Source organism: Streptomyces polyasparticus (assembly GCF_014493765.1).
In the GTDB taxonomy this organism is placed as follows: Bacteria; Actinomycetota; Actinomycetes; order Streptomycetales; family Streptomycetaceae; genus Streptomyces; species Streptomyces polyasparticus.
In genome coordinates this window covers 1-18,388 of the sequence record NZ_JACTVJ010000050.1, presented here as the reverse complement: position 1 = coordinate 18,388, position 18,388 = coordinate 1, and the positions used below count along the sequence as shown (strand labels likewise).

Annotated in this window: 17 protein-coding genes and 1 pseudogene; 11 read left to right on the top strand and 7 right to left on the bottom strand. The window is 64.1% G+C overall.

Features of this window, described 5'->3' with window-relative positions:
- Positions 1-68: 68 nt before the first annotated feature.
- The gene (locus H9Y04_RS48530) at positions 69-368 is read left to right on the top strand and encodes a transposase (RefSeq protein ID WP_368858452.1); all 300 of its coding nucleotides are present in this window, start codon (positions 69-71) and stop codon (positions 366-368) included.
- 49 nt (positions 369-417) lie between these two features.
- Here the strand turns inward: H9Y04_RS48530 and H9Y04_RS44645 are convergent, their stop codons facing one another.
- The 7 genes and pseudogenes from H9Y04_RS44645 to H9Y04_RS44615 all read right to left on the bottom strand — a co-directional run bounded on the left by H9Y04_RS44645 (position 418) and on the right by H9Y04_RS44615 (position 7,312).
- Complete coding sequence (locus H9Y04_RS44645; protein ID WP_187819999.1) at positions 418-645, bottom strand: hypothetical protein; 228 nt, start codon at positions 643-645, stop codon at positions 418-420.
- A 148-nt stretch (positions 646-793) separates the two neighbouring features.
- Positions 794-1,468, bottom strand: coding sequence for a response regulator transcription factor (locus H9Y04_RS44640; RefSeq protein WP_187819998.1), 675 nt, complete (start codon positions 1,466-1,468; stop codon positions 794-796).
- Positions 1,465-2,613, bottom strand: coding sequence for a sensor histidine kinase (locus tag H9Y04_RS44635; protein WP_187819997.1), 1,149 nt, complete (start codon positions 2,611-2,613; stop codon positions 1,465-1,467). The genes H9Y04_RS44640 and H9Y04_RS44635 overlap by 4 nt, the downstream gene beginning before the upstream one ends.
- 122 nt (positions 2,614-2,735) lie before the next feature.
- Positions 2,736-3,440: a transglycosylase SLT domain-containing protein gene (locus H9Y04_RS44630; protein WP_187819996.1), complete on the bottom strand. Its 705-nt coding sequence runs from the start codon at positions 3,438-3,440 to the stop codon at positions 2,736-2,738.
- Between the two features lie 207 nt (positions 3,441-3,647).
- On the bottom strand, positions 3,648-4,430 hold the full coding sequence (locus tag H9Y04_RS48740) for a M23 family metallopeptidase (protein WP_438818226.1): 783 nt from the start codon (positions 4,428-4,430) through the stop codon (positions 3,648-3,650).
- A 177-nt stretch (positions 4,431-4,607) separates the two neighbouring features.
- Positions 4,608-5,297: pseudogene (locus H9Y04_RS47350) on the bottom strand (SPFH domain-containing protein); the annotation flags it as partial.
- A 737-nt stretch (positions 5,298-6,034) separates the two neighbouring features.
- Complete coding sequence (locus H9Y04_RS44615) at positions 6,035-7,312, bottom strand: peptidoglycan-binding protein (protein ID WP_187819994.1); 1,278 nt, start codon at positions 7,310-7,312, stop codon at positions 6,035-6,037.
- Between the two features lie 537 nt (positions 7,313-7,849).
- Here H9Y04_RS44615 and H9Y04_RS47905 point away from each other — a divergent pair.
- The 10 genes from H9Y04_RS47905 to istB all read left to right on the top strand — a co-directional run bounded on the left by H9Y04_RS47905 (position 7,850) and on the right by istB (position 16,970).
- Positions 7,850-8,875 (top strand): transglycosylase family protein, encoded by a 1,026-nt coding sequence (locus H9Y04_RS47905; RefSeq protein WP_214662268.1) that lies wholly within the window; start codon positions 7,850-7,852, stop codon positions 8,873-8,875.
- Between the two features lie 213 nt (positions 8,876-9,088).
- Positions 9,089-9,847, top strand: a complete 759-nt coding sequence (locus H9Y04_RS44605; RefSeq protein WP_236072236.1) for an RNA polymerase sigma factor — start codon at positions 9,089-9,091, stop codon at positions 9,845-9,847.
- Between the two features lie 206 nt (positions 9,848-10,053).
- Positions 10,054-10,476: an SsgA family sporulation/cell division regulator gene (locus H9Y04_RS44600; RefSeq protein ID WP_187819991.1), complete on the top strand. Its 423-nt coding sequence runs from the start codon at positions 10,054-10,056 to the stop codon at positions 10,474-10,476.
- Between the two features lie 97 nt (positions 10,477-10,573).
- Entirely contained in the window at positions 10,574-11,242 is a 669-nt protein-coding gene (locus H9Y04_RS44595) for a response regulator (RefSeq protein WP_187819990.1), read from the top strand.
- Positions 11,243-11,445: 203 nt separating this feature from the next.
- Positions 11,446-12,654 (top strand): sensor histidine kinase, encoded by a 1,209-nt coding sequence (locus H9Y04_RS47335; protein ID WP_187819989.1) that lies wholly within the window; start codon positions 11,446-11,448, stop codon positions 12,652-12,654.
- 610 nt (positions 12,655-13,264) lie between these two features.
- On the top strand, positions 13,265-13,540 hold the full coding sequence (locus H9Y04_RS44585; RefSeq protein ID WP_187819988.1) for a DUF3124 domain-containing protein: 276 nt from the start codon (positions 13,265-13,267) through the stop codon (positions 13,538-13,540).
- Between the two features lie 288 nt (positions 13,541-13,828).
- Complete coding sequence (locus tag H9Y04_RS47900; RefSeq protein WP_308802053.1) at positions 13,829-14,002, top strand: NAD(P)-binding domain-containing protein; 174 nt, start codon at positions 13,829-13,831, stop codon at positions 14,000-14,002.
- Between the two features lie 7 nt (positions 14,003-14,009).
- Positions 14,010-14,540: a PIG-L deacetylase family protein gene (locus tag H9Y04_RS44575; protein WP_187819987.1), complete on the top strand. Its 531-nt coding sequence runs from the start codon at positions 14,010-14,012 to the stop codon at positions 14,538-14,540.
- Positions 14,515-16,185, top strand: a complete 1,671-nt coding sequence (istA, locus tag H9Y04_RS44570; RefSeq protein WP_187819986.1) for an IS21 family transposase — start codon at positions 14,515-14,517, stop codon at positions 16,183-16,185. Before H9Y04_RS44575 ends, istA begins: the two co-directional genes overlap by 26 nt.
- Positions 16,182-16,970: an IS21-like element helper ATPase IstB gene (gene istB, locus H9Y04_RS44565; protein ID WP_187819985.1), complete on the top strand. Its 789-nt coding sequence runs from the start codon at positions 16,182-16,184 to the stop codon at positions 16,968-16,970. Before istA ends, istB begins: the two co-directional genes overlap by 4 nt.
- The last annotated feature ends 1,418 nt before the right edge of the window (positions 16,971-18,388 follow it).

Sequence of the window (18,388 nt, the reverse complement as noted above, 5' to 3'; positions counted from 1 at the left end):
CGGGACATACACACTCGCCGACGCATGGAAAACAACCCTCTTGACGGACGGTCCCGCCGCTAAACTCCGTGGCCTTGGGAGTCGCAGACGTCCTCATGCTCGTCTGCGACGGCCTGCACGACACAGTCGAGACCGTCTGGCCCCGAACCGTCGTCCAGACCTGCATCGTTTACCTGATCCGCAACAGTACCGCTAGAGCTCCCGCCAGGTCTGCGGCAAGGTCACACGTGATCTCAAGGCCGTCTGCACCGCACCGAGCGAGGCCGCCGCGACTGAGCGGTTTCTGGAGTTCCCCGAGAAGCAGGGGCAAGTATCCGGCCGTGATCGAGCTGTGGTCCGACGCCTGGACCGAGATGGTGCCCTTCTAGTCCTTCGACGTCGAGATCCGCAAGGTCATCTGCAGCACGGATGTAATCGTCAAGCGGTGCAGGTCACAGGGTCGGATTCGGTGCCGGGTATTGCTGGCAAGACATGGTGCGCCGGCCGGTCGTTGCAGTCGTAGCCCGGACCGCGCCGGGGGATGCGGCGTTCGGCACCGGCGGTCAGCTCGAGCTCGGCCGATTCACCTTTCGCGGACCCCGAACCGGCCGCCGAGCGAGACTCGGCGTTCTCCTCGGCCTCGGCGCGGCGGATCCGCTTCGTCAACCTCGGGTGGTCAGCGGAACTTGCTGATCTGATGGCCCGGCAGGCGAAAGGTGCCGATGACCTGCAAGGATGTGATTGTTGTGGCCGCATCCGTTGCTGAAGTCGGGGCACCTTTCTGCTGGGCTATCCAGGACGACTCCAACTGCCCTTAGCCCCCAGTCCCAGGGGACGCCACATCCACCAACCCCGCCCGGAACGCCAGAATCGCCAGCTGCGTACGGTTGTCGAGATTCAGTTTGACGAGCATGCGCGACACGTATGTCTTCACGGACCCCTCCGCGATGAAAAGCTGCTTGCTGATGTCGGCGTTCGACAACCCGTGTCCGAGCAGGGCCAGCACCTCAGCCTCGCGGGTGCTCAGGAGTCCCACCTGCTGGTACGCGTCGTGGCGTGGAATGGTCGCACCGGACAGCACATGGCTGATCAGGCGCTTGGTGACAGTGGGCGCGAGCATGGACCCGCCGGCCGCGACGGTCCGTACTGCATTCGGCAGATCACCCGGCTGCAAGTCCTTCAAGAGGAATCCGGACGCACCCGCGTCGAGAGCGGAGAAAACCTTCTCGTCCAAGTGGAAGGCCGTCAGCATGAGCACCCTCGGCGGTCGCTGCAGGTCCATCATCCGCCGGGTGGCTCCAATGCCGTCGAGCAACGGCATGTTGACGTCCATCACGACCACTTCGGGCGTGTGCACTTGGGTCAATGTGACCGCCTCGACACCACTGCCCGCCTCAGCCACCACCTCCATGTCACCTTCCGCCTCAAGGATCGTGCGCAACCCGAAACGCACGACGGACTCATCGTCGGCCAGCAGCACTCTGATCATGAAGTCACTCCTTGTGTCGGAATCTCGGCGACCATGGTGAAGTCCCCATTGGCGTCGTGATGCGCGGAAAAGGTCCCGCCGAGCAGATGAACCCGCTCGGCGAGACCTCGCAGCCCGTGGCCGCCGCCCGGCACCCGTGCAGGTGACATGCCTTTGCTAGCTGGGGGGTTGTGAAGACGTACCGTCACAGACTCCGCAGTCCGGGTGATACGCACATCGAGTGCCGCACCCGGTGCGTGCTTGACGGCGTTGCTCAGGCCCTCATGCAGCAGGCGTGATACCGCGAGAGCGACCTCGGGTCGCAGTTCGGAGGCGTCACCCTCCTCGGTATAGACGATGGACATGCCGGCCGCCCGGTGCCGTTCCAAGAATTCTTCGGGCGGCACGGGGCGGCCATGGACAGTAGCGGGGACAACATCGTCATCGCGCCGCAGCAGCCCGACAAGGCTGCGCAGTTCTTCGAGAGCACCGGCGCACTCCGCGCGGATCATTGAGCTCAGCCGACTGATGCGCGGATCGTCGCCGCCTACAGCCTGCAGCGCGGTGGAGTGAAGCATCAACAAGCTCAGACGATGCCCGACGAGGTCGTGCATCTCCCGGCTGATCCGGATGCGTTCCCCCGAGACAGCTTGGCGCTCGACGCGCTCACGCACGAGGCGGAATGAGATCAGCCATTGCCGCACGAGGAGGCCGACCAGCGAGGGCATCACGACTGCGTACACAGGAATGGTATAGGTAGGCAGGTCGATCAGCTCGTTGTCGTACGACAGTGGACTGTCAACGATGCCCAATGGATAGATCGCGCCGGCGCCGGCCAGGGCGAGCAGCCAGCCACGCGGCTGATAGCGAGCTGTGCTGTAGGAAGCCGCCATGGTGTAGACCAGCAAGTCGGTGACCAGCCAGCACACGACCGAGAGCAGCAGGGCGACGAGTGCGTGGGTGCGCCGGTAGTACAGCGATGCCGCGGCAACCAGGCTTGTCAAGATCTCCCAGGACAGGCGGGGGAAATTGTGCGTGCTCAGGGCAGCGTGGAGCAGTTCGTAGACCGTGGCGTAGACGGCCAGGACTACAGGGAAGAGCAAGTTTGCAGTCCGTTGTCCCCTGCCGGAGGTCCACCACGCCACAACCCGATCCTTGATGCCCATCTCGGCATATTAGGTTTGCCGCGCGAGCAGGGACTGCGAGAAACGCCGAACGAAGGATCTGGCGGCGTAGGAGTTCTGCCACAGTCGCCAGAGGCGATCTACTTGACCACCCCTTGGATCACTTAGTACGGCCCATTCACATTATCGATAGACCCATACCTGTCCGCCGCATAATTGCAGGCCGCAACAATATTCGCCACCGGTTCGAATGGACTGTCAACTGTCCCCGGAATTCGATAGGCATCGAAAGTGGGCCGAATTACCTGCAGCAACCCCATAGAGGGGGTGCCGTTCTGGGCATTAGTGTCCCATTCATTGATGGCATTCGGATCCCCAGAGGATTCGCGCATGATATTGCGATGAATTCCTTCATAGGTGCCAGGAATTCCGTGGTCCTGCATGATCTCAAGCGCGCGTGTTATCCAGCCATCCAGGTCATCGGTACTAGGCCCGGCCAGGAGCTCGCCCTCGTTCCCCTGCGGTTCCGGCGCGCCAGCCTCCAGCGGGGTTTCTGCCGCGGCCGACTTGTCCTCCTTGGACGGGGTGGCTTCGGCTTTCGGCTTGCGCTTCTGCGCATCGGCAGCGCTCCGCAGGTCGGTGGCCGAACGCCTGAGCGCGTCAGGGGCTGCGAGGCGCTGTGCACTGACTAGCTGGGGAGTAGGAGTGCTCGCGACAACTGCACTGCGCTCGTCAGGCAGCACCACAAGGCAGAGGCCGGCCGTGCCGACGCCGGCTAGGCTGACGATGCCGATCTTCTGCGGTCGCGCGAGGAGCGGACGCCTGGCACCGGCATGGCGGGGTGCGCGGGGGCCATTACGCTTGGCCATGGAAACGAACCTCTTCGGGGATCGGGGCCCGGAACCATGACTGCCATCCAGCCGCGTATCACGCGTTCGCTGTCCGGCGCGGGGCCACACACCCTCGAATGTGGCAGCCTTCTTCGGCCTCAGCCGTTGCCGAAAGTTGACTCTTGCAGTTCCCTTCGTTGATCAGTCGGCCTCGCTTCACCGAGTACCGAGCCGCAATCCCCGCTCTCAGACACGGACGCCCTTCGCCCGAAGGTAGGTAATAGGGTCAATGTCCGAGCCGAAGTACGGTGAATTACGTACTTCAAAATGCAGATGCGGGCCCGTGACGTTACCCGTGGCGCCAGAGCGAGCGACTTGCTGACCCGTCCCAACAGCTTGGCCAACGGAGACCTGGATACGCGAAAGATGTGCGTACTGGGAGAAGCGGCCGTCGGGATGGCGTACAACAATCTCGTACCCGAAGGCCCGGTTGTAGTCGGCGGCGATAACCCGCCCCGGGCCGACGGACCGGACATCGGTGCCGGTCGGCACGGCGAAATCGGTACCTGTGTGGTAGCCCCGGGACCAATTTCCATGCTGGCGATAGTGACCCGTCAGCACATAGCCGCTCACCGGTGCCGTCCAGCCACGCGAAGCCGACGGTCGGCTTGCGGCCTTGCCCCCTGCCGACGCAACCGAGCCGCCGGTTCGCTGCTCGTATGTCGACCGATGGCTCGTCCAGTACCAATGCCCCTGGGACTTGAACCAGTACACGTGGTCAACGGCATCCCATCCGGCCGTGCCGTTGAAGGTGGGCTCTCCTGTGCGCGGAGGAGCTGGAGACTTACCTACGGACGAATGGCCTGCGTGTCGCAGGTACTTGTCGTAGTGCTGGGTCCAGCGCCACCATCCTGAGGCGTCCTTGTACCAGTATTTGCTGCCATCCCACCCGGCATGCGCGGGCGCAGGCTCGGCGGCCGACGGCTGCGCTCCGACGCCGAGGAGTACAGCCGCGCTGACCGCAGCCACCGTCAGAGCGCGTGTGGCCCGTACGGTCCGGACCGAGCTGCGGCATTCCTCGGTGGGCGCTGAGCCGGCGGCGGCACATGCACTGCATGCGCAGTACTTGGGTATCTCTTCCGTGAAGGTCGGTGTCAGCAAGGGAAGCAGCCTCTCCGGAGCCGTGCGCTCAATGGGGATGAAGTGTCAGTTCTGCTCTGTTGCAGCGGTGCCGCGCGCGGTGTAGAAGGCCACGGTCAGGTCCTTGACCAGAGCCTTGCGTTCGTAGTCGTCGAGTTCGACGAGGCCTCGATCGCTGAGCCGGGTAACGGTGTCGTCCACGGCGTCGACGACTGAAGTGAGCACGCTGTCTCGGTGTTTGGCATCGATCGCAGCGATCTGTCGGCGCTGCATTGCGGCAGCAACCTCCGGCGCGTACTCAATGTGGGTGGGGTGCGCGGAGATGACCGCAATGCCGACAGGACGGCAAGCCGCGGTAAGAATCTCGGCCAGTCGATCACCAACGGTCTCCGCGTCTCGCAGGGTCGGAGACTCGCCCTGGAACGCATCCGCAGGGAGCTGAGAGAGAACCCGTGCCATCGCCGCCTCGACCTGCTCGCGCAGGTATGTGGTGTGATCGTCGACACTGAACAAGGCGCGAGCGGTGTCTGTCACACGCCACACCACCACGAGCACAACCCGCAGTGCCGAGCCCTGGGCGTCGACCGCCGCCATCGGGTCGCTGCGCCAGTGCCGCAGACGTACGTCCATGCGGCGGCGCAGCAGGAGCGGACTGATCCACACCAGCCCCGTCCTGCGCACAGTGCCGCGATACTGCCCGAACAGGGTTAGCACCCAGGCGCTGCCCGTCCGGCCTCGAGTCAGGCCACCAAACGCGAAGATCGCTATCACGCCCCAGGCTCCGACCACTCCCCACTCCCAAACAGCCATCATGTGCGTCGGCCGTTGCACGGACAGTCCGGCAGCCCGCTGCAGCGGCTCGGGCAGCCGTCCGGTCAGCCATGCGAGCCAACTGACGCCGACGATCGCGACCAATCCGGTGAACACCGCCCACCAGCCAGATACCCCGGGCCCACGGAACTCGATGATGCTTGGGTCGGGTTCGAGGGGTGGAGCCGAGCGCGGACTCGACTGCTGCATGCGGGGCGACACAGGGCGGGAGGCGGTTGAAACAGTCGATGCTGGTTCGCGGCCACCGCGCTGCGACCGGGCTGGCCCCGGAGTACGCGCCGGTGTCAGGGGCGGCGTATGCGGTGAGCTCCCTGCCGATCCTGGAGTCTGAGCTGATAAGCCCGCGGCGATGGCGAATCCTGATAGGCGAGGAACAACCATGGGATTGGCGACCACACCTCCTTGCTGTACACGCAGCGTCTTGCCCCGACCAGTTGCAGTCGAGGCCGCCGGATAGTCACATGATGCGACGTCGTCGGCATGCTCCTGCGTATTGATCGGCGACGGCTCAGCGCCATCGTTCCGTTCACACCCATCGCTTGAGGGCGAGGGGCGGGCAGGACGTAAGTCTGCCGGAAGACCGTTGCTTCCCCATGTGATGCGCTGCGGGGTAGCCGTCGGCCCGCTCGGACCCGCGGGAGTCTGGGGCGAGTTGGCGTTGTTCATGCGAACACTCGCCGCCAAGTCTCCGGCCCTGGATAGCCGTCCGCGGCGCTACCTCGCCAGCCTTGTGCCCTTTGGAAAGCCTCGACATTGCGGCGGTCGCTCTCCGTCCAACGTGGCCCAGGGCCTTGAGAGAAGTGTTTTCCAAAGCCCTTCTTCACCAGTTGCCTGCCCAGCATCTCCACGTAGGCATTGGATTGTCCGGGGCGGAACTTCCCAGCTCCCGGGAACGACGAGCCTGTACCGCTACTACCCGTGTCTCCACCGGGAGCGGAGCCGATGTCGCTGCCCTTGCCGGTCATCAGGTAGTCCCAGGTGACCGGCCCCGGCACTCCGTCTGCCGCGCTGCCTGTCCAACCCTGAGCTCGTTGAAAGGCTTGAGTCGCACGGCGATCGGCAGTGCTCCAACGCGGTCCGGGGCCAGCGGTGTAGTACTTGCCCGCACCCCGCGCGATGAGCATCTTCCCCAGCTTGGTGACGTACTTGTTGTCGCTCCCCGGGCCAAACGAGCCGGCGCCCGGGAAGGAGTCAGAGGACTCGTCACCGCCGCCCGCAGAAGCCAGATGCTTGGGCCGGTATGCGACGTAGCGCTCAGAGTTGTGCCAGTAGGCGTACGGCGTGGTCCGCTTGAGGGTGTTCGGTCTCGTCTGCTCGTAAGCGACATACCGCGTCTTGCCGGCGTCCGCCCAGCCACCGAAGATCGTGACGTGCGAACCCGCACCCGGGTTGCCAGGATTGTGAAACAACAGCATGTCACCCGGCTGGAGATCGGACTTCTTGATTCGCTCGCCGTACTGGGCGAGGCTGCCCGTCCACTGATTGCTGCCGAGGTTCCAGGCCATGGAGACGAACCCGGAGCAGTCACGCCGGTAGCCGTCCGACCAGTAGCCGCTCATGCTGTAGGGGACTTTGGCACCCACCCAGCGCTTCGCGCGTTCGATGATCTGGCCGCGGGTGATGGGCTTGGGAGTGGACCGGCTGTCATCTGGAGCAGTCTGCGGGCCAGCACCACGCAGTGGGCCTGGCACTCCCTGAGGAGTATCCCCGCGTATTGCAACACCTTCCGCAACCACTGAGCTTTCTCGTGGCGTATCGGCGAACGCGAGTCCGCTGCCGCTGACCACCACCCCGACAGCGGCAGCTGCCACGAACGTGCGCCGACAACCGTGGGACTCCGACGCAGGTAACGAGCGCAGCGCGGAGCGGCGACGCTGCGTACAGCCGGCGCAGGCGCAGTCGTGAGCAGGGACGAAGTCCTCGAATGCAAGCAAACTCATGGCTGTCCCCATGTAGGTGCGAATTCACAACTCAGACACGCTCGACCGTCTGGGCCAAATCTCAATGGACTGGCTGAGTCACGATTTGACGATGCGTCTGAGGAACTGTGGCGATAGGCGTGATTCTCACAGGCAGCGCACCAGAGTCGTGGCGCCGAAGGTCCCGAACGATCGGGACTTTGGTCCCTTATCGAACCTTCTTCACAGATTGCGTGAGGTCAACCTGAGTGGCGACTCCATCACGAGATATACCCGACCCGCTCCGGCCTCGGCTACCAAGGAAGGGGGTCGCACTATGCACGCCAACCATCACCTTTCGTGCACACAGGCGCCCATGCGCACCCGGCACGATTTAGCCATCGACAAGCGCGCCACTGCTCATACGACGCTCTTCAGCGCGCGACGGACCCGACACTCACTGCGTACCCGCTCCCAACCACCATGGGGTGGACGCTGCGCGCCTAGTTACAAGGAATCTTTGCAGTGGTACCGCACCTCAAGTCTCCTCTTCACCGGACCCCTTCCCGAGTTACAGGAGTGCTCGCGACCTCACTCGCCGCGGCAACGCTGACATTGGCGTTCGCGCCGTCAGCGGGCGCAGCGTCAGCGGAGTCGTGGGACACGGTCGCGCAGTGCGAATCGACCGGTAACTGGTCGATCAACTCCGGCAATGGCTACTACGGGGGCCTGCAGTTCTCCCAGAGCACATGGGAGGCATTTGGCGGCGCCCAGCATGCTCCCCGCGCCGACCTTGCGACCAAGCAGCAACAGATCGCAATCGCCGAGAAGGTGTTGGACGAACAGGGGCCTGGCGCATGGCCCACATGCTCAGTCGGAGCCGGTCTGGCCCAGGAGTCATGCGTCGCGAACCGCAGTGCCGAAACTACCGTCGAGGGAACACCCTCCCGCTCGAAGGCACCAAAGGGCGCGCGGTATCACGCTGTTGCGCTGCGCGGAGACATTCCGCTGACTTTCGCTGATCGCTGGGGTATCTCTGTTCAGGAGCTCACGGAGATCAACAGCGTCCTCCCCTACGAGGAACTCTCCGCTGGTCGAATCTTGTACTTCCGCACGCCCCCGACGCCGCTGCTGGATCAGCAGACTCCCCTGCGCCAATCTGCCAAGGCGGCCGAAGATTGCGCGCCAAAGGCCTCCAAAGCCGGCTGGACCACACCGGTCGAAGGCATGTCAGTCACTACCCAGTACCGCCAGCCGGGCAGTTGGGCTGCCGGATTCCACACAGGTATCGACTTCCCCGCACCGAGCGGTACCCCCGTCAGGTCTGTCGGCCCCGGTGCTGTGGTGTCAGCCGGCTGGGACGGTGCATACGGCAACGCCGTGGTGATCGAAATGGTCGATGGGAGTTTCACGCTCTACGCGCATCTCAGCAGCACCGAGGTTTCCGCCGGCCAATCGGTAGACGGCGGCACGGTCGTCGGGTTGTCCGGCAATACAGGTAACTCCACGGGCCCACACCTGCACTTCGAGGCCCGCATCACCAACAGCTACAACGCACACGTAGATCCTGTTGCCTACTTGGCAGACCACGGCGTCACACCCTAATTCGCACCGCGCGCCAGATAGTCCATCCTGCGACCTACATGCGGATCGCGTACTCGGTCTTCCCGCACCCGCAACATCGAAAGGAGATATGCCTTCACCCTTCGGACACAAGGTCTATACCTTAGGCGAGCATGAGGTGCCCGCCGGCGAGCCATGGTGAGTGGGGCTGCATCAGCGGCCCAATGTGCCGATAACTCAAGAGGCGTGGGCATCATGACTGTTCTCCCCCTGCCCCCGGCCATGGCCGCGGAATCCGTGAATCTCACCGATGAGCAGCTTTGCCTTCGCGTGCGCGAAGGCGACCCGAGTGCCTTCGCGTGGCTGTGGCTGCGTCACCGCCGCTCCACGTACCACTGTGCTGCCCAGTACACCCGAGGATGCGCGTCCGACACTGAAGACGCCGTGGCGGATGCGATGCTTGCCATGCTGCAGGCATTGCGGTCTGGCGGCGGCCCCGACCGAAACGTCGCAGCATATCTGCACGTTTCCGTGCGCCGTGCCGCAGCCCGCCGTTCCAAGCAGCGTGACCGCGAAGAGCCTGTGCCCGAAGTATGCGACAAGCCGGTCTATGACGAGGACACCATGTCGGCGGCCTTCGAATGGTCAATGGCCGCGGAGGCCATCGATTCCCTGCCCGACCCATGGCAGTCTGCGCTGCGGCTGTCCCTCGTCGAGGAGTTGCCAGCATCACAGATAGCCGGCCGACTCGGAATCTCGCCGGCGTCCGCCTCCTCCCTTCTCTATCGAGCCAAGGAAGCGCTGCGCGCAGCCTTTCTGCGGCGCCACGCCCTCGCTACGTCCCCTCGGTGCGCCGCCATGCTCGACCGCATGGTCCATGCCATGCGCGGACGTGCAACCAACCGTTACGGGCCGATCATCCACAGACACCTCGCCCAGTGCACCGGATGCGTGGGCAACTACCAGTACTTGCAGCAGGTCAACAAGTCTCTCCCCAGCAGACATGCGGCCTGATCCGCTCTGCCGCTCGCTCACATATCCCTACTCCTACAGAGTACCGAAAAAGGACATATGACGCACTCCACCCGAAACGGTACACATCGCCCCCGACCATACCTACACCAACCACGAGCATTGCGCGGACCGCATCATGGGGCGGCACCCATCCCCTCCCTTTCAAAGATGCACGCTCGATGGACCACGCATTTCGGGAAGGAATCATGCCGTTCGTGATCACCGAGGATTGCGAGATCAGCGTTCTGACGGAGGCCGGGCCTGCACTCCCACTCGCTGCCACCCTGCTCTACTCCACCGATGACCCCTTCGCCGTCTCCGTCCTTCTCCGTGCCGGCGAAATGGGTGATATCACGTGGCGATTCGCTCGCGACCTGTTGAGTCAGGGAGTGCGATACCCCGCAGGTGACGGCGACGTCCATGTATGGGCGACCGGACGAGGTCATCACCAGCAGCTCCGAATACGGATACGCGGTGCAGTCGATTTCTCCCACGACGTTGAGGCCACGCTCGTGTTCCGCAGCGCAGACGTCAACCAGTTCCTGTCTCGCACATACCGGCTGGTAACAAGGGGGCAAGAGGCGATCGACTTCGATCGAGAGCTATCCATGCTTCTTGCGGAAGGGTGAATCCCCGATCGCCCAGTTCGGCGCAACGGCACCAAGAGCAGCGAGCATCTACGCACCACCCAGCAGGAGTGGGGAAGGACCAATGGAGGAACGACCGGTGACGATCCGCGTCATGATCGTGGATGATCAACCACTCATCCGCTCCGGACTGCGATCCGTGATCGACGCCACGGTCGACATGCAGGTAGTGGCGGAAGCGCCTGACGGCGCCGAAGCAGTGAGTACCGCACGCGAGTTTTGTCCGCACGTTGTCATTATGGATCTCCACATGCCCATGATCGGTGGTGTGGAGGCGACACTGCAGTTGCTACGTTTCCCTGAGCCTCCGGCGGTGCTCGTGCTCACGACCTTCAATACGGACACCTTGGTGGTGGACGCACTGGCCGCCGGCGCCTCCGGCTTCCTCCTCAAGGATCTGCGTACCGAAGAGCTGCTGTCCGCAATACGCGCAGTGGCGTCCGGCGGAACTGCCATGTCACACGAGATCTTGGCCAAACTCGTCCACCGGGCAGGCAGGCGACTTCCCGTGGGTCACTCCGGTCTCCACGCCAAGCTCGAGTCACTCACTGACAGCGAACGCGATGTGCTCGCGTTGATCGGCTCGGGACACACCAACCAGCAAATTGCCGAAGAGCTGCATCTCTCGCTCGCCAGCGTGAAGACCTATGTATCGCGCATCCTGACCCGGCTTCGACTTGACAATCGGACGCAGGCGGCAATTCTCGCGTACGAGGGTGGCATGCTCCGCGATGCCGACCGGGCGTGACGTGGCCGGATACCCCCACCCACCTCACGGATCAGGGCACGTCCTCCTTCGGTCAGCTATGAGGCACCGACGTCGTTCCCCTCAGGTGTCAACTTTCTGGAGACGCGTTGGGAAGGCGGGGATCCTATCCTGGGGGCGGTCACCATTCCTCCCTGAGAGTAACCATGCCCGCGAAGCAACAAGCCAACTCTCACGAGCCTCTCGTGAACGCCTCTGCCATGCGTAAACCCCTGGTGATATCGCCGTTGGATTCCCTGCGCGGTGGCGATCCCAGGCTCATCGACATCGGCGCCGCGCTGCTGTCGATGGCTCTGACTCTGCTGGCGGTCCAAAGCTCCTACGCCAGTGGGCTCGTGATGGGCTACGCCCTTTCGATGGCGCTGGGTGCAGCATGCAGCCTCACCATGCTGATTCGCCGACGACTTCCCGAATTGGCGGCACTCGCGGGCATCGTCGCATCACTCGTCAGCAATGACACGACCTTGCTGATCTTCAACAGTTGGGCGCTAGCCCGCTACGGCCTGTGGCATCGAGTTGCTGCACTCACGACTCTTGTGGCTGGATACTTCCTCACCCGCCCGCTCGTGGGCATGTCCATCGTTTCCAGCGAAGTGCTATACCACGGTGTAAGCGACGTCTTGATTCCGGCATTGGTCGGGGCTGTGCTTCGCCGCCAGGAGCAACTCAACAGGATCGCCACCAATCAGATCCAGCGAGTGCGCGGCTCTGTAGACCAGGCGGCCCAGTTCGCCGTGCTCGAGGAGCGCACGAGGATCGCGTTCGACATGCACGACGGCATCGGACACAGCATCGCCGTGGTGTCACTCCAAGCAGCAGCGATCAAGGTGAACGCCGGCAATCCTGAGAAGGTGCGGCAGGGAGCAGAGATCGTCGAGGAGACCGCCCGCACTGTCATGGCTGAGCTACGAGAGATCCTCGACATGCTGCGCAGCCACCCCAGGGACGGTGGCCTCCCTTCGCGTCTCCCGGAAGCGGGCTACGCATCCTTCATCAACTCACTTGCCCGCAACATGACGGCCGTCGGAGTCGAGGCCAACTGTTCCGTCGTGGGCACTCCGGTGCCTCTCTCCAGAGAGACCCAAAGCCTGCTCTACCGCACAGGTCAGGAAGGCCTCACTAACGCGGTCAAGCATGCGCCAGGAGCGCCGATCTCCATCCGTCTGGCCTTCCACCCGCGCCACGTCGCGCTGGCCATTGAGAACGGCCGGCCACGTGACGAGGGGCTCTCGCTGGGCAGCGGCCGGGCCGGCCTCAGCGGACTGCGCGCCCGCGTGCAGGCATACGGAGGCACCCTCGACGCCTCTCCCTTGCCAAGAGGTGGATTCCTGCTGCAGGCCAATCTGCCGCTGTCGCCAAGAACGGCTGACACCGCCCGGGGTTCCCGCAGCTGAACTGGCCTCCTCAGGTGAGGACCCTCGTGTTCGCGTCTGGCAGGACGGGCATGTTGGAACCCCGCATTGCCCGGTCCGCGAGACTCGGATCTTTGAGGCGGCGGCGAACGGCGTCTCATCAGGGGCGTCCCGAGTCCCACGGCCCTACGCCTCGACGGCGGGATCAGTGGCCTGGTGATGTCCCTACAGCCGGCCCAGGCCACACCCAACTCCCCGCCTCCCTGAGGCATGTTGAGTCCCAATGTCTCCTCACCACATAGCCCGCGGGTCCAAGGCCTCCAGCGATCGTCAGCGCCGGCCTTGGTGCCCACTTCTGACCATGAGCACCACACCGCCCCGTTGATCAGCCAGGACAGAGTCACCTTTCGTTGCCGATCTGTCCACTAACGATCGCACAGCAGAGGATGCAACCCGCTCCGCCTGGAGTAGCCAAGCGCCATCGACATCCAGGAACTCCTAATGCTCCGCCCCTCGTTCAAGTTCGCCTCCGCCGCCATCGCCGCAGCCGCCCTCTCTCTGTCTGTTGCAGCCTGCAGCAGTGACAGCGGTGCGAATGCCTCGGCCTCCCAGTCAAGCGAGTCCGCGACGGTGGCCCCCAAGGAGCCGAAGGGTGGATCCAGCACGGTCCAGGACGAAGGTTCTGGTTTCCAAGCCTGAACAGCGCGAGTTCGGCTACGGCTCCACGGTGACCATCACGAACACGACCAAGGCGAAGAAGTCTGCCGTCGTAAAGATCGTCTACCGCGACGCGAAGGGCAAGAGCCTCCATCTGGCGACTGCCGGCAGCTCCTCCATCGCACCGGGTGCCACGCACGAGGAGATCAACGAGGTACTCGAAGGCAAGCTCGCCGACAGTGCAGAAATCGCAACGGTCACCATCAAGTAGCGATGCGTTCCTCTCATTAAATTCGGCATGCCCCGAATTTAATGGAACAAGCTATGGGTGACAGTCACACCACCTGAGCTGTACAGGCCAATGACTGTCGCCTTTAGCTGACGCAGCGGCGCACTCGGCGCGTGAAGGTATGCCGAGTGCGTCGACGGGGTCTCGTCAAACGTCCGCAGTTGGCCTTGAGGTATCGGCCAACTGGCTTTCAGACAACTCCTGCAACTGTCCGCGAGGTCTCCGCCATGGGCGCATGCGGGACTTCTTCATGTATGGAGTGAAGTACTTGTGCAGCCCATTACGGATTCCACGATCGATCTGGTCGTAATCGGACTCGGCTACGTCGGGCTTCCCCTGGCACAAGCAGCGTCTGCTGCCGGACACCGCGTTGTGGGGTTGGACCGTGCCGAGTCCGTGATCGACGGCATCAACGCAGGCAACTCCCCCGAAACCAGCGGATGAACGCAAGGTGGTGTTGGCGGTCGGCGCGCATCCAGACGACATCGAACTCGGGTGCGCTGCGACCCTGCGTGCGCACGTGCTGGCTGGGGACCGGGTGGTTCTACTTGTGCTGACCAACGGAGCCGCCGGCCCGGGAAGCATAGACGCGCGCCGTGACGAGCAGCTGGCGGCGGCTCACGTAATCGGTGCTGAACTCCGCTGGGGAAATCTGCGTGCTGGGCGTATCGACGAGGGTTATGAAACGGTCGCAGTTGTCGAGTCCGTGCTCAACGAGATCAACGCAACCATCGTCTACACACCTGCCCCGGAAGACTCCCATCAGGACCACCGCGCCGTTTCTCGCGCGGTCACCTCGGCGAGCCGACACATCGACACGGTCCTCTACTTTGAGAGCCCCTCATCAATCAACTTCGTGCCGCACCTGTACGCCGACGTCTCGGGCTGCGCTCAGACTAAGGTCGATGCTGTCAAGGCGCACGACTCGCAGACGCGTGTGGCTCTATCGGCTGGTAGTGGCTCCACTTTCGGGCCGCGGTGAGGGGGCGAGGCCGGGTGGATCTTTCGAAGGCGAGCTGTTCCTGCGTATCCGTCGTGATTCGTGGCAGAACGGCCTGTCGATCAGGGCGCTGGCGCGTAAGTTCGGGGTCCACCGGCGGCTGGTGCGGGAGGCGTTGACGTCGCCGTCGCCGAAGCCGCGCAAGACGCCGGAGCGGAGATCACCGCGGCTGGAGCCGTTCAAGAAGACGATCGACGAGTGGCTCCTGCAAGACATGGAGGCGCCCCCGAAGCAGCGGCACACGGTCAAGCGGATCCTGACCCGGCTGCAGCGGGAACTCGGCGCGGAATTCGCCTACTCAACCGTGTGGGACTACGTGTCGCGCCGTCGCCGAGAGATGGCCGAGGCCGCACGAGCCACGCCTGCTGCCGGGTTCGTGATCCGGCACAACCGACCGGGCATGGACGCAGAGGTCGACTTCGGCGAGGCATGGGTGGACCTGGCTGATCAGCGCACGAAGTGTTACGTATTCGCCTTCCGCCTGGCCTACTCGGGCAAGGCGGTGCACCGGATCACGACCTCGTGCGGTCAGGAAGCCTTCCTGGACGGCCACGTTCACGCGTTTCGGACCCTGGGTGGTGTCCCGGGCGGCCAGATCCGCTACGACAACCGGTCTCCTGCGGTCTCCCGGGTGATCCATAAGAGCAGGTCGCGTGAAGAGCACCCCAAGTGGGCCGGCTTCAGGCGGCACTTCGCCTTCGTGCCCTTCTACTGCGAACCTGGACTGCGTGGGGCTCATGAGAAGGGCGGTGTCGAGGGGCAGGTCGGATACTTCCGCCGCAACTATCTCACCCCGGTGCCACGGGTGGATTCGCTGGACGATCTGAATGCGGCCTTCTCGGAGTTCGAGCGGATCGAGGAGGATCGTCGGATCGGTATGCGGATCCGCACCATCGGACAGGACTTCGCCAGCGAGGCACCCCTGCTGCTGCCGCTTCCGGAGGAGCCGTTCGAGACCGGAATCGTCTTCACGCCGCGGGTCGACCGCTGCGGCATGATCGCTGTCCGGGTCTGCCGATATTCGGTTCAGGCCCGGTTCATCGGCCGCACCGTCCGCGTCATGCTCCGCTCCGATGAGCTGGTCGTCTTCCACGGCCGGGCCGAGATCGCCCGCCATCCACGGTTGACCGTCAAGGGTGCCGAACGCATCGTGCTCGACCACTTCCTCGAGGTCCTGCTGGCCAAGCCTGGTGCGCGGGCCGGCTCCGAGGCACTGGACCAGGCCCGCGGCCTGGGTACTTTCACCGCGACACACGAGGCATTCTGGGCGGCGGCGAAGACCACGCAAGGCGACACTGACGGCACCACCGAACTGGTCCGTGTTCTGCTGCTGCGTCGGCATCTGGAACATCGCGACGTCGTCGCCGGGATCCAGGCCGCACTGGCGGTGGGCGCCTGCACCGCCGACATGGTCGCGCTCGAAGCACGCAAGGCCGCCCAGGCCGACGGCCGGTCGCCGACTGTCACCAGCAACGTTGCCTTGCCGGCCCTGCCGGAGGCAACCGATCCCCAGGTCACCAGCCTGACCGCACACCGCACCGTCCGCTTGCCAGCGGACCACCGTCCCCTGCCCGCTCTGGGTAACTGGGACCAGCTGCTGAACCGTCCGAGGAAGGAATCGCCATGAGCGGCCCGCACCACACCCTGACCGAACCCGCCTCGGACGCCGCGATCGACACAGCCTGTCGCGTGCTGCGTTTGCCGACGATGCGGGCCCAGTTCCATGACACCGTCGCCCGCGCAGAACGCGAGCACCTGTCCTACCGGGGGTTCCTCGCCGAACTCCTCATCGCCGAGTGCGAGGACCGTGACCGACGTCGCTCCGAGCGACGTATTCGCACGGCGGGGTTCCCACGCCAAAAGTGGCTGTCGGACTTCGACTACGAGGCCAATCCCAACGTCACCCCCGCCGTGATCAACAACCTGGCCACCTGCGAATGGGTCAAGAAGGGAGAGCCGCTCTGCCTCATCGGCGACTCCGGAACCGGCAAGTCCCACCTGCTGATTGGCCTCGGCACGGCCGCGGCGATGGCCGGCTTCCGGGTTCGCTATGCGCTCGCCGCCAAACTCGTGAACGAACTCGTCGAGGCTGCCGATGAAAAGCAGCTCACGAAGACCATCGCCCGCTACGGACGCGTCGACCTGCTCTGCATCGATGAACTCGGCTACCTCGAACTCGACCGACGCGGCGCCGAGATGCTCTTCCAAGTTCTCACCGAGCGGGAGGAAAAGAGCAGCGTGGCCATCGCCTCGAACGAGTCTTTCGGAGGCTGGACCCGAACGTTCACCGATCCCAGGCTCTGCGCAGCCATTGTCGATCGGCTCACCTTCAACGGCACGATCATCGAGACCGGCACCGAGTCCTACCGGCTCGCACAGACCAGGGCCAAGCAGCAGCAGACCAAGGGGTAGCCCCAAGGGCAGCCGACCGGTAGATCTAACCCCTGCTGCCCCGGGCCTGGCGGTCCAGGAAATCGATCAGCCGTGTTTCCGAATGTGCAAGCCGCTCGCGTTGGTCGCGAGGCAGCGAGGCGAGGGCGTCGACCAGGACCTGGTTTCGCGAAACGTGCACCATGTTGCCGGAGTAGATCCGACAACTCGAGCACCAAGCGAGGCCGATGCACCGCTCGAACATGGAGGACTCGGGCGGATAGAAGCGGTACTGGTATGAGCGGACGGGCGTTTCGCAGGCGGCACAGATCCGATGGTCCCCGTCGGCGACCGTGTCCCAGGTCCCGACCTTGCGCCAACGCGGCTGGCTGGCTGGTGCTCTTCAAGTCGTCACGCCTGACATTCTCGCCTACAGCCAGGCTCAGCACAGCCGGTGGGGCCGCAGCAGAGCAAAAGCCGGGGCCACCTCAAGCCGGAACCATCACCGCACCACCCCACAAAGTGGGTCCAGATCGGGCCGGGAAAGTGGGGCCAGTTCAGACCATCAACGCCAACGCGTGGGAGTAAGAAGGTCGACCCGCAGGTCGTAGCGTCGCTGATGACTCTGCGTGGCTTCCAGGCTGGTGTCGCTGCTGCAGAGGGCTTCCTCGTCCGACGGTTCGTCTTTGACCCCCGCTATGCGGAGACGCGTCGAGCCATGCACGAGATCCCCGCGACACCGCAAGATTTGCATCCAGTCCACGCAGAGAGTCCAACACACGTCTTGTAGGCGACGCCGTGCTTCCGTATTCGCGCACGATCCCCCGTGCCTCGCGTCACGGCGGATCGCCGAGTACGGAGCGATCTTGGGCTTGAGCGGCACACTGTTCCACTCATCAGATCCTGACCTCGCATTGCGGACCACGGGACGGACCAGCGGTCCGATTCCGGTAACGGCTCCCGCGGCCAGCAGCCCCATCAGTCAGGAGCAGCGGTGGGCTGCGATAACTGGAGTGGTCCACGAGGTGGGCCACCAGCGACCGCAACCCACGGAACGACAACATGCTTACGCACCCGCGGCCTGGCTTTGCAGCCCGAGGCTGCGGGTGCACGCCTCCTGCAGGGTGGTGTCCTTCGGGGGCAGGTTCTCCGGATCGGAGAGCGCCGTCGGCGCGGCCCTGGTTGAGGTATTGATGTAGGTCGTTGAGGCTGCCGTTGTAACCGAGTTCCTTGGCCCTCATAGACAAGGCGACGGACAGGGACGTCTGGCCCCTTCGTCCGGCGCCTGCGCAGGTCTTCGCGATAGGAGCCGACGCAGGTGGGCCGGTAGGCCGGTGCGATACGTAGACCGGTGGGCTCGGGCATCCGGGCGTAGCGTTTGACCGGTGTTCGGTGTGAGGTCGGGGGATGGTGTCCTTCGTCGTGGTGTTCTGGGCCAGCGGCTGGGAGTGTGCGGGTGT